This window comes from Labrys sp. KB_33_2, assembly GCF_052114505.1.
In the GTDB taxonomy this organism is placed as follows: Bacteria; Pseudomonadota; Alphaproteobacteria; order Rhizobiales; family Labraceae; genus Labrys.
This window is the reverse complement of record NZ_JBFREW010000002.1, coordinates 24,411-36,488: the sequence shown is the minus strand read 5'-3', so window position 1 is coordinate 36,488 and position 12,078 is coordinate 24,411. Positions and strand designations below refer to the sequence as shown.

The 12,078-nt window shown below is 60.5% G+C and carries 8 protein-coding genes, 1 pseudogene and 1 riboswitch; of the genes and pseudogenes, 3 read left to right on the top strand and 6 right to left on the bottom strand.

Translation table 11 applies throughout. The annotated features are described in order from the left end of the window. Positions 1-76: 76 nt before the first annotated feature. Positions 77-273: riboswitch (cobalamin riboswitch) on the bottom strand. A 161-nt stretch (positions 274-434) separates the two neighbouring features. Continuing rightward, a complete protein-coding gene (locus AB4037_RS03525; protein WP_441770546.1) occupies positions 435-899 on the bottom strand; it encodes a MucR family transcriptional regulator in 465 nt (154 codons plus the stop codon). A 1,018-nt stretch (positions 900-1,917) separates the two neighbouring features. On the opposite strand from AB4037_RS03525, the gene AB4037_RS03520 reads away from it, so the two are divergent. Both AB4037_RS03520 and AB4037_RS03515 read left to right on the top strand, forming a co-directional pair. After that, entirely contained in the window at positions 1,918-3,375 is a 1,458-nt protein-coding gene (locus tag AB4037_RS03520) for a hypothetical protein (protein ID WP_441770545.1), read from the top strand. Between the two features lie 494 nt (positions 3,376-3,869). Continuing rightward, positions 3,870-4,145 (top strand): LysE family transporter, encoded by a 276-nt coding sequence (locus AB4037_RS03515; RefSeq protein ID WP_441770544.1) that lies wholly within the window; start codon positions 3,870-3,872, stop codon positions 4,143-4,145. Between the two features lie 109 nt (positions 4,146-4,254). On the opposite strand, the gene AB4037_RS03510 is transcribed toward AB4037_RS03515, so the two are convergent. Beyond that, the gene (locus tag AB4037_RS03510; protein ID WP_441770543.1) at positions 4,255-5,376 is read right to left on the bottom strand and encodes an MFS transporter; all 1,122 of its coding nucleotides are present in this window, start codon (positions 5,374-5,376) and stop codon (positions 4,255-4,257) included. 240 nt (positions 5,377-5,616) lie between these two features. Here AB4037_RS03510 and AB4037_RS03505 point away from each other — a divergent pair, with 240 nt between their 5' ends. Beyond that, positions 5,617-6,402, top strand: a complete 786-nt coding sequence (locus AB4037_RS03505) for an AraC family transcriptional regulator (protein WP_434960456.1) — start codon at positions 5,617-5,619, stop codon at positions 6,400-6,402. A 219-nt stretch (positions 6,403-6,621) separates the two neighbouring features. On the opposite strand, the gene AB4037_RS03500 is transcribed toward AB4037_RS03505, so the two are convergent. From AB4037_RS03500 to AB4037_RS03485, 4 genes and pseudogenes are all read right to left on the bottom strand, one after another. Next, positions 6,622-8,058 (bottom strand): NAD(P)(+) transhydrogenase (Re/Si-specific) subunit beta, encoded by a 1,437-nt coding sequence (locus AB4037_RS03500; RefSeq protein WP_434960455.1) that lies wholly within the window; start codon positions 8,056-8,058, stop codon positions 6,622-6,624. A gap of 10 nt (positions 8,059-8,068) precedes the next feature. After that, positions 8,069-9,640, bottom strand: coding sequence for a Re/Si-specific NAD(P)(+) transhydrogenase subunit alpha (locus AB4037_RS03495; RefSeq protein WP_434960454.1), 1,572 nt, complete (start codon positions 9,638-9,640; stop codon positions 8,069-8,071). Positions 9,641-10,357: 717 nt separating this feature from the next. After that, positions 10,358-10,504, bottom strand: a pseudogene (locus AB4037_RS03490) (ribose ABC transporter permease); the annotation flags it as partial. Positions 10,505-10,554: 50 nt separating this feature from the next. Further along, the gene (locus AB4037_RS03485; RefSeq protein WP_434960453.1) at positions 10,555-12,039 is read right to left on the bottom strand and encodes a mannitol dehydrogenase family protein; all 1,485 of its coding nucleotides are present in this window, start codon (positions 12,037-12,039) and stop codon (positions 10,555-10,557) included. Positions 12,040-12,078 lie beyond the last annotated feature (39 nt).

Here is a 12,078-nt window from a genome sequence, read left to right as displayed (position 1 = left end):
CGATTGAAGTCCCTCCCGCTGCCCCATAAGGACATCTGGATCGACCACCATTGAGGACCCCCGCCCAATGTTACCGCGCGTGACCATTGTGACGGCAGGTCTCCTGGCTCACGGGTCGTCGTACGCCTCGTCGCCTTCCCGGGCCTGATCCCAGTGGCATGTAACGAAGGACTCACCGCCTACAGTTGCGGGGGCAGCCGCGGTTCGAAATGATTTCTCACTTCTCCGCGTTCCCTATTATCCCCGAGGGGAACCGTCGACGTGACGCTAGGGTGACAGGGTCGCACCTGTCAAGCACTGGGAATCCCCGTCCTGTGCAATCCTGGACGATTTCAGGGAAAGCTTGAGCTCCATCTACCTGGCTTGGATCGTACTCGCCGGCCCTGCTGGAGCCGGCGAGATCGGGATCGTCATTAGACCGAGGTGACGAACGTCTATGACGCCTTTTTCCTTCTGCCCTTGCTTGGGGCGGGAGGCGGCGGTGGCTCGCTCTTGGCTTTCTGGCGCACTTGGCCAAGGCCGAGTTCCCTTGCGAGGCGAGAGCGATGAGCCGAATAGTTTGGTGCAACCATGGGGTAGTTGCTGGGTAGCCGCCACTTTTCCCGATACTGCACCGGCGTCAGGTCATAGGCTGTTCGCAGATGCCGCGTCAGCGATTTGAATTTGCGACCGTCTTCCAAACAGATCAGATGATCCGGGGTGACGGACTTCCTGATCGGAACGGCAGGCGTCAGCGGTCTGTCCGCTTCAACCGGCTTTGGACTATTCAGACCAGTAAGGCTTCCATGCACCGAACGGATCAGATCCGCGAGGGAAGCTGTGGCGACCTGATTGTTGGCTACATAGGCAGAGACGATGTCGGCGGTCAGGTCGAGCAAACTCGTGTCTTCTTCAAGCATGTTCAATCACTTTCTTGTTGTGTTGATATCGAAGTGAGTGACGTTTTTCTTTATGAGCGCAGCATTGTGGACCCGATCGCTGCGCCATCTTGGATTCTCAGGCAATTGCGGGCCAGTGTAAAGGACGCTCCGTAAACAATCGAAGTCCTCGCCACCACTATTTTGAGTTTTCTCGAATTTTGCTTCCACCAGCGGCTCTCTTTGAACAAATCCAGATAAAAGAGGGTCGTCTGAGAGCATTCGATTTACATCGGCCCGTTCCCGAACGAAGATCAATCTCCTCAAGACAGACAAGCTGCCACGCCCATCCGCCGGGGTTCATGCCAGCAACGTTCCTACCTTTGGAGAAGCCCACGGTCGCAACCTCACGCAAGGGGCACCCTGGCAGAAACAGCGGCGTTCGTGTGCAATGACTTGCTTACGCTCCCGAAGCGTGGCGTGGTTGGAGCGAGTGTTTTGCATCGGATCATCATGCGGCGGCAGCGCAGCCGACGGCTTCACATGCCCGCCGGTCGCTCATTCCCTGGGTTCGACCGGATGTGCTGACGGGCTTCCGCGCGACAGGGGGCGTCACCATTTCTTTCCCACCAGATCTCTCCGCGACATTGTCGAACATCACATGCGCTAGCGTCGGTTTGAGTTGGGCGTTCTCATCCCTTCATCTGCCTGGCCAGCGATACATTCATGCCGCCGTATTGCGCCTTCCACTTGTAAAATGCTGGCGTCACCGATCCCATGATTCCGGCAGGGCGCCGAGATGGTGACACAGCGGATACCGTATCGTCGGCGAGCATCTCTGTCGTTGTGGCGCTCCCATACAGAATCTGGCCTACAGCGCATCCTTTGTTTCAGATGATATGCATACCCCATCAAAGCTGGGATCAAAGATCCAGGATAATCCAATCTTGATCCCTATCCTGCATTGCTATTGGCCACACCTTCCGGCATCGATAAAATTTACCGAATTCTACGCCAATCGACTATATTTCCCGCAACACCTTTCGGCCAATAAAGACCGATGAGAATAGCAACCATCCACGACATTTTTCGTTCCAGCGTGCTCGGAATGCCGGAAGCCGATCCCGTCATTGGCCACTGGTTCTACAATCGGTTCCTTCAGATTTTGCGACCACTTCGCGTCGAGGTCGAGCGTGTCTCGATCCTGGCGGATGGCGGCCCCACCCTGCTCGAGGATCTCGCAGCACGGCATGGTTGGCCGCGGGACAAAAGTGGCTGGGCGCATGTCTTTTCCCACCCTGACGTCAGTAACCTGATCATGCCGACACTTGCTCGGCTTCGAGCCTTTGATCTGGTGCTGGGCTTCGAGATGCCTCCCAATCTCATACGTGGTCTGCATGCACACGGACAAAGACTGATCGATATCTCGATTGATCCCATCCGCTTCTGTGAGGATTTGTTCTTGCGAATGCGCAGCAACGATCCCGTGCTCCAGACGTTGCTTGCCGAACAATCCGTTCCGTCAAAACAGATTGCTGCCGGCGCAGCAGACCTTAGAGCCCGAATTCAGCCGCTCCCTGCCCAGCCGGAGGCAATCGTGTTCGCAGGACAAGTTCCCGATGACAGCAGCCTGATTGCCGGGAGCCGCATTCAAAGCGCAACGCCTTTTGCCCATCGATTGAACGAGATCGCTGCCGGACGCCAAATTCTGCTGAAGCCGCATCCCTATGCCCCTGGCAATCCCGATCTTGCGACGCTGCATCGCGCCTTGCCCAGAAGCCGCTTTACGCGCGACAACATCTACGCCTTGATGACGGCTCCCTGGCTTGGGGCAGTCGTCACTCTTTCATCAAGTGTCGCGACAGAAGCCATGTATTTCGACAAGCCCGCCAGCCGGCTGATCGACCCCGATGTGGAGTTTGTCGAACCCGGCGTGGTTGGCCCGTTTCAGCGCATCGATGGCAGGGCTTCGAGCGCTCCCTTCTGGGGGGACCTGCTCAATCAAGCCGTTCAAACGCCAAGTCTTCCTTCCCCAGGTCTCCCGGTGCGTCGTCTATTCGGGGCGAACTGGGGGCTTCCGTCGCCCGCGACGGCCACTGCCCTCTCGCCGCTCTCGCGAGGCGAAGCAACGACGAATATCCAACCCTATTGCGTGTTCGGCTGGAGCGGAACAGAACCGGATGGCGTCTGGAGCGACGGCATATTGGCTGTTCTTCAGGTACCTGCCTGCAATGACGGGACGGCATCGACACTGGTTCTGACACTCAGCGCCTTTGTACCGGATGCGGATCACCCACAGGAACTGGTTATTTCTTCACAACCCGTCGGCCTCACCGAGAAAATGGTATTGGCAACCGCCGAAACGTGCGAATTGCAGATTGCCCTCCCACCGGCCACGGCAGGTTCGATAGTGGAAATTTCGATCGGCATGGACACCGCGATTAGTCCCAAGACGCTCGGCATCAATTCGGACGAACGCCGCCTTGGTATAAAGCTGCATCGAATGGAGCTCATCTAAGACCTGCCGTAACATGCCACTGAGTTGTCAGGCGTCGGCTGCTATTTCAGCCGGTGCGACACCAGACTGGGTATTGGTGTCCCGTCCTTTTCAGGCCGTCGCGGTTGGCGGCCTTACGATCGGCATCGAGAAGCGATGCCGCCATGGATGCACGCCATGGGCGTTTCCAAAATGACGATCGCAACTACAGCGATAGTCCAACCGGACGATGTTCAGCGCGCGGCAAACGCTAGCGTGGCCAATCAATGCTCTTGGCCTCCTATGTCGGCAGCAGAAACAAGAAGTCCCAATTCGCCAACTCAAGAATAAGTACAGCGCTGAAATCCGAACAAGCCTTGTGACTGCAAGCAGCAGACTTGTGGCCTGTGTGGTTTCGTATTGTCAGTGGAGGGAGGAACAATGAAGCGTAAAGCAGCCGCAGTCGCTGTTATCGCCGGAATCACGTCAATAAATGCAGCCTTAGCCAGCGATCGGGCAGTCGCGACATTTTCCTCGTGACGCTCCTCAACCCCAAGGCACTCTTGTTCACGCTGTCGATCGTACCGCACCTGCGTGACGGCCAGATATTGGCCGCCCTTCCCTATCTTTGCTGGTTGTCGGTACTCATCCCATCGGCAGGCCTCGTCTGGACCATGATCGGCGCCGGGCTCGCCTCGCGCTTCAGACTCATGGCTTCGTCGCGGTTGTTCGCCCGTATAGGGGCACTGGTGCTCCTGCTCTTTGCCGCTTCCCTCTTCGTATCTACGGTGGTCAAAGCCTTCGACCGGTGATCCCGCGCGCGCTCTCGCGCACGTGGGCTCGCTATCCATGGGACTTGTGCCCGAACGTCTGTTCCAGGCTCAGATGCCGCACAGCAAAGTGAGCGCCGCCGCCAGCCCCTCATGCCTGCGATGACTCGTGCCCTCGCAGGTTCGGCAGCAACACCGTGAGAATGCCGAGTGCCGGCAGGAAGGCACAGAGCTGGAACACGAAGTCGATGCCGGTCCGGTCCGCTAACGTGCCGAGTGCGGCTGCCCCGATGCCACCGATCCCGAAAATGAAGCCGAAGAACAGGCCCGATACCATGCCCACACGGCCCGGCATCAGCTCCTGCCCATAGACCACGATCGCCGGGAAGGCAGAGGAGATCACGAAGCCGATGATCACGCTCAGCACGGCGGTTGCGGTCAGGCCGACATGCGGCAGCAGCAGGGTGATTGGCAGCACGCCAAGGATCGAAACCCAGATCACGACTTTGCGCCCGAGCCTGTCACCGATCGGCCCGCCGGCAATGGTACCGGATGCGACGGCCGCGAAGAAGACGAACTGATAGATCTGGGCCGTCTGCGTGGCCAAGCCGAATTTGTCCTTGAGATAGAAGATGTAATAGCTCGTGAAGCTGGCGAGATAGATATATTTTGAAAAAAGTAGCGCGATCAGTACGGCCATTGCCCGCGAAACCTGACCGCGTGTCAGTGTCGGATGATGGCCGGGAGCCTTGTGCGATGCCCGCTTTGCGTGACCGTTGAGCTGATACCAATGCCCCAGCGCCGTCAGGATGATGATGCCGGCAAGAGCGGCGAGCGCGAACCAGGCGAGCCCGGCCTGTCCACGAGGCAGCACGAAGAAGGCGGCCGCCAAGGGACCGAGCGCCGATCCGAAATTGCCGCCGACCTGAAACAGCGATTGCGCCAGACCATGGGCGCCGCCGGACGCCAGGCGAGCAATGCGTGACGATTCCGGATGGAAGATCGAGGAGCCGAGGCCGAGCAACATGGCGCCGATCAGCAGCACGCCATAATTGGGTGCGAAGGCGAGCGTCAGCAAACCCGACATCGATGAAGCCATGCCCACAGGCAGGGAATATGGCATGGGCCGGCGATCGGTATAGTAACCGATGAAGGGCTGAAACAGCGATGCCGTGATCTGGTAGATGAAGGTTAGAAAACCGACCTGTGCGAAGCTGAGTTCGAAATTGCCCTGAAGGATCGGATAGACGGCCGGCAGGAGCGCCTGCAGCATGTCATTCAGCAAATGGCAAAAACTCGCCGCCCCCAAGACGGTGAATACTGTCTTTGTCCTTGTCTGCGGTTGGGGGGATGTATGTTGACGCGGTAGAGTTCGGGTAGACACGGGAAAATCCTCGGAGAAAGCCATCGCCGATCGGAACGGAGAGCTTGTGTTCGGCCGATCGGCAGCGTACCGAGTGGCCATGCGGCCTGCCACCAATGTTGGGCCAAAATCCTACGAGAGTGGGCCAACATGCGGGACATTCATATCGACACCGTCGATCACATCCCCCGGCCGATTATCGCGATCGGCCGAGATTATCCGGATGGCTTCATCGTCCCGCCTCACCATCACCGACGCGGGCAGTTGATCTCCGGCGCGTCCGGCGTCGTCGTGCTTGCGACACCGGACGGTACTTGGGTCATGCCTCCGCAACGCGGAATGTGGATTCCACCCGGCACGACCCATCATGTTCGCATGGTCGGCGTGGTCGGCATGCAAAGCCTGTATCTCGAGCCTGACGCGGTTCCGAGCATGCCTGCCCACTGCCAGGTCGTCGGCATTTCGCCGTTCATGCGAAGCCTCATGACCGAGGCGCTCAGCCTACCACTCGAATACGACCTCGATAGCCGCTCCGGCGCACTGATGGAGTTGATACGCCATGAAATGCAGCAAATGCCGGCCCTGCCGCTTTCGCTGAATTACCCCTCGCACGGCCCGCTGGCTCTCCGCTGCCGACGTTTCGTCGAACGACCGAACATTCACGAGCAAATCGACGACTGGAGCACAGCGCTCGGCATGAGCCGGCGCACGTTCACGCGCGTTTTTCGGCTCGAGACGGGTCTCAGTTTCCTGGCCTGGCGCCAGCAGGCCTGTCTATTATTTGCCATGCCCCGTCTGGCGGCGGGCGAGCCCGTCACGACGGTTGCGATCGACCTGGGCTACGAAAACCCGGCCGCATTCACGATCATGTTCAAGCGCGCCTTCGGCAGTCCGCCCCTGACCTATCTTGGGATGCGTACCAGCCGCGCGAACTGAAAAAAGGCCAAGAAACCCTGATACTGCGAAGGCCTCTTGCGAGCCTTGAATGATGATCTTGGAAAACGGCCTCGCACCCTCGGCCAATTTCTATGCTGCTTCACAGTGCCAGGGACCGGTGAATGTCGAACACCGCAATTCCTCGGGAGGAAGCCTCCGGTCGCTCCCATATGCCGGGAGCGACCTTTGCCATGTATATTCCGATATCGCCCCGTTGGATCAGGCCAGCATGGGCAGGAGCTGGTCGATCGACTTCTTGGCGTCACCGTAGAACATGCGCGTGTTCTCCTTGAAGAACAGCGGGTTCTCGATGCCCGAATAGCCGGTACCCTGGCCGCGCTTGGAGACGAAGACGGTCTTGGCCTTCCACACTTCGAGCACCGGCATGCCGGCGATCGGACTGCCCGGATCCTCCTGGGCTGCCGGATTGACGATGTCGTTGGAGCCGATGACGATGACCACGTCGGTGGAGGGGAAGTCCTCGTTGATCTCGTCCATCTCCAGCACGATATCGTAGGGCACCTTGGCCTCGGCGAGCAGCACGTTCATGTGGCCAGGTAGCCGGCCCGCCACCGGATGGATGGCAAAGCGCACGTTCTTGCCGGCGGCGCGCAGCTTGCGCGTCAGCTCGCTGACCGACTGCTGGGCCTGGCTGACCGCCATGCCGTAGCCGGGCACGATGATAACGCTTTCGGCATCGTTGAGCGCTGACGCCACGCCGTCGGCATCGATGGCGACCTGCTCGCCCTCGATCTGCATGGTCGATTGCTGTTGGCCGCCGAAGCCGCCGAGAATGACCGACACGAAGGAGCGGTTCATCGCCTTGCACATGATGTAGGACAGGATCGCGCCCGACGAGCCCACCAGCGCGCCGGTGACGATCAGGAGGTCGTTGCCCAGCGTGAAGCCGATCGCCGCCGCCGCCCAGCCCGAATAGGAGTTGAGCATCGACACCACCACCGGCATGTCAGCCCCGCCGATGCCCATGATCAGGTGCCAGCCGATGAAACCGGCAGCGAGCGTAATCAACAAAAGCGCCCACAGCCCGGCGCCCATGCAATAGGCGATGCCCAGAACCAGGCAGAGCAGCGCTGCCCCGGCATTGAGGGCATGGCCGCCAGGATATTTCTGGGCCTTGCCGTCGATCTTGCCGGCCAGCTTGCCGAAGGCCACGATCGAGCCGGTGAAGGTGACCGCGCCGATGAAGATGCCGAGGAAGACCTCGACCTTCAGCATGGCGATCTCGGCCGAGGTCTTGTGCGCCAGCACCGCCGCAAAGCCCGTGAAGGTCTCTGCCGTACCGGAGGCATGAGCCGCGACCACATCCTGCAGCGTGATCTCGGCATTGATGCCGATGAACACCGCGGCAAGGCCCACGAAGGAGTGCAAGGCAGCCACCAGCTGCGGCATTTCCGTCATCTGCACGCGATTGGCGACATACCAGCCGGCCAGCGCGCCGAAGGCGATCATCACCACCGTCAGATAGAAATGGCCCGAGCCGGCGCCAAATAGGGTGGCGAGCACCGCCAGCGCCATGCCGATGATGCCGTACCAGACGGCGCGCTTGGCGCTCTCCTGCCCCGACAGGCCGCCGAGCGACAGGATGAAGAGAATGGCGGCAACAACATAGATCGCCGTGGTCAATCCGTATTCCATGGCGATCCCCTTACGACTTCTGGAACATGGCGAGCATGCGCCGGGTGACGAGGAAGCCGCCTACGACGTTGATCGAGGCGATCAGTACCGAAATCGCCGAGAGAAGGATCACCCACCACGATCCGAACCCTATTTGCAGCAGTGCGCCCAGGATGACGATGCCGGAGATCGCGTTGGTGACCGCCATCAGGGGCGTGTGCAGCGAGTGACTGACATTCCAGATCACCTGGAAGCCGATGAAGCAGGCCAGCACGAAGACGATGAAATGGCCGAGGAAGCTGGGCGGCGCATAGAGGCCGACGATCAGCATCAGCACGGCGCCGATGCCGAGCAGGGTGAACTGCGAGCGGGTCTGTGCCCTGAAATCGGCGCGTTCCTTGGCCCGCTTTTCCTCCAAGGTCAGCTCCTTGGCCTTCTCCTTCGGCTTTTGCGCGGCAATGGCCGCGATCTTAGGCGGCGGCGGCGGGAAGGTGATGGCACCATCCCGCGTGACGGTCGCGCCGCGGATCACGTCATCCTCCATATTGTGGTTGATGATGCCGTCCTTGGCAGGTGTCAGGTCGGCGATGAAGTGGCGGACATTGTTGGCGTAGAGCTCGGAAGCCTGCGCGCCCATGCGGCTGGGGAAGTCGGTATAGCCGACGATGGTGACGCCATTCTCGCTGACGATCTTCTCGTTCGGCACGGTCAGGTCGCAATTGCCGCCGCGTTCGGCGGCAAGGTCCACCACGACCGAGCCGTTCTTCATCGCCGCCACCATGTCGGCGGTCCACAGCTTCGGAGCGTCGCGGCCGGGGATCAGGGCCGTGGTGATGACGACATCGACCTCGGGCGCCTGTGCGCGAAACAGCTCGAGTTGTTTGGCCCGGAATTCGGGCGATGAGGGCGCGGCATAGCCACCCGTCGAAGCGCCATCCTGCTGGTCGGAGAAATCGAGGAAGAGGAACTCGCCACCCATCGACTCGATCTGCTCGGCGACTTCAGGCCGAACGTCGAAGGCGCGCACGATCGCCCCGAGCCCGCGGGCTGCGCCGATCGCGGCAAGGCCTGCGACGCCGGCGCCGATCACCAGTACCTTAGCCGGCGGCACCTTGCCGGCGGCAGTGACCTGCCCGGTGAAGAAGCGCCCGAAATTGTTGGCAGCCTCGATTACCGCCCGATAGCCGGCGATATTGGCCATCGAGGACAAGGCGTCCATCTTCTGGGCGCGCGAGATGCGGGGTACCATGTCCATGGCCACCGCGGTGACGCCCTTGTCCTTCGCGTGCTGGAGCAGTTCCTGGTTCTGGCCTGGGTAGAAGAAGGAGATCAGCGTCTGGTCGCTCTTCATGCGCTCCAGTTCCGCATCGCTGGGCTGGCGTACCTTGGCCACCACGTCGACGGCCTCGACGAGATCGGCGGCAGAATTGGCCACCACGACGCCCGCCTTCACATAGTCGGCATCGCCAAAACCGGAAGCAGTTCCAGCGCCGGCCTCGACAAAGACTTCATGGCCCAGCTTGGCAAGGTGCGCCGCGGACGACGGGGTCACCGCAACCCGCGTCTCACCCGCCCATATTTCTTTCAGTGCGCCTATCTTCATTCCACTCCCCTGCGCCAGCACTCCCACCGGCATCCTTCGATGTTCAGTTTTGATGGATCGCCAATATTTAGCTTCGGCTTATGTCGTGGGGTCAAGTCCATGTCGACGACCCATACACACTTTGACCTTATACCAAGCCCCGGAGATGCTGGCGCAACGGGGGTTTGAACACCTGACGATCTCAGACACCAAATCGACGATTTGGCAAAAATCGTTGGACGGAACCAGGAGTTATTGAAAATGCCTCTTGCTATAAGAGTCTTTTAGAGCACCACCCTCGACAACCGATAGGAGCCGTCGAGAAGGCCGCAAAATTATCGGGATAGGCCTGCATCAGCTCGGCCCTCGGCTTGGCAACGTCCAAGATTGGCGGACTTGGTGGCAATTACGGCGATCGCCTCGCCGCCGGCCAAGCACATCGGCGAGAATCCGCACCCACAGCGCGTTGCGGGCTCCATCCCCGATCACCGCCACTTCGCCAGGAGCGATGCCGGCTTCGGCAAGGCAGGCCGCGATAGGGAGGGAGAGCCTGCTCGCTCCCAGCCAGCATGATCTCGTATGCGTCGACGACGATGATGCGGTCGTTTCTGGTTTTCATTGTTGAGATCACGCAATGAAGCCGTTTCGTGGGCTCTCTCGAAAAAAAGGGCCACGCGCCCAAGGACAGGGCAGATTCTTGGGCGGGGCCCTATCGACCTCACGAGTGAGTATCGATTTCTATGTCCGGGCGTCGCCGGAAGATCGCAGGCGGTCGAGAGCGACGGTTCCGATAATGATCAAGCCCTTAATGATGAACTGGCAGATGTCGGAGACACCGATCAGAATCAGGCCGTTGGAGAGCACGGCGATGATCAGGGCGCCGACCGCATTTCAAGGAAGGCTTGCCTCTGGCCTGTGTTCATCCTGCCCCCAACTCAATGCCGTGATCTCAGCAGTTGCACCAATGTTGCAGCAGCGCCCTGCTCTGCCAGAGCCCCTAGGGATTTGAGATAGGCCGCAACGAAGGCCGAGCTTCGGCGAAGACCCAGGCTGGCAAAAGCCTCGATGTCGAGCACGGCCAGGGGATCGCCACCCTTCAGCCTCTGCCAATCGGCTGTGCCGATGCGCGGTTCGAAAATCTCGAAGGCAACGCCCTGATCATCCACGCCGCCTAGATAGCGGGCAAAGCAGGCAAGCAGGAAGGCCTCGCGGTCGAGCTCGCCACCGCCGGCAAGCAACTGGCCGATCGTCTTGCCGTGGAAGACCACGATTTTGGAGGCGCCGTCGCCGGCTACCCTGAGGAGCTGGTCCTTGATCGCGGGATTGGCGAAACGTTCGATCACCTTGTCGGTGAAGTCTTTCGTCGAATAGCCGGCGGGCGGTTCGACCAGGCGCCGGACGTCTCGCTCCCAGAAGGCGTGGAGAAGGCGGGGAATGTCGGGGTAGCGCATGCCTTCGTCGACCAGGCGGGCACCCATCAGCAAGGATGGATAGCACATCAGCATGTGGGCGGCGTTGGAGAGCCTCCCCTTCACCGCGACATAGGCCGGCACCTCATCGCTGAACACCACCCCGGCCAGTTCGAGCTGCGGCCGCCCGGCGCAGAAACGATCCTCCACCACCCAGCTCGTATAGGGTTCACAGGTGGCGGCGACGAAATCGTCGACGCCGATACCGGTGGTGATGCGTCGGCGCTCGTCTTCCGGCACCTGCGGTGCGATGCGGTCGACCATCGAGTTGGGGAAGGCACCATTCGCCTCGATCCAATCGGCAAGACCGGGATCGAGAGCGCGGGCAAAACCGATCACGGCCAGACGCGAGGTGTCGCCATTGCGTGGGAGATTGTCGCAGGACATCACCGTGAAGGGCGGCAGCCCGGCTTGGCGCCGGCGCGCCAGCGCAGCCACGATATAGCCGAACACTGTCCGGGGCGGTCCGCCCGCCAGATCGTGGCGGATGTCGGGGGTATCGAGACGGAAAGCGCCGCTGGCTTCGTCGATATTGTAGCCGCCTTCGGTGATGGTGAGCGAGACGATGCGGGTCGCGGAATCAGCGAGGCGGGCGAGCACAGCTTCCGGATCCGCCGGAGCATGCAGATAGTCGATCATCGCCCCGACGACCTGCGTTTGCTTCGGCATCGACGAGGTGAGTTGCGTCACCGTGTAGAGATTGTTCTGCCGGCGATAGGCATCGGCCTTGGTGCGGGCAGCGGCACCATCCGTCAGGCCTACGCCGCAGATCGCCCAATCCTCATGTCCGGGATGATGAAGGCAGGCATCGATGGCGATTGCCTGGTGCACCCGATGGAAATTGCCGACCCCGAAATGCACGATCCCGGCCCGCAGCCGGCTCCGGTCGTAGATCGGCCTGGTCACGGTCGGGCCGAATGAGGCAAGTGTCGAAGTATTGAGCGGGAGCATGGGCCTGTACTTTCAGGATTGAAATGGCCTCCTCGGGCA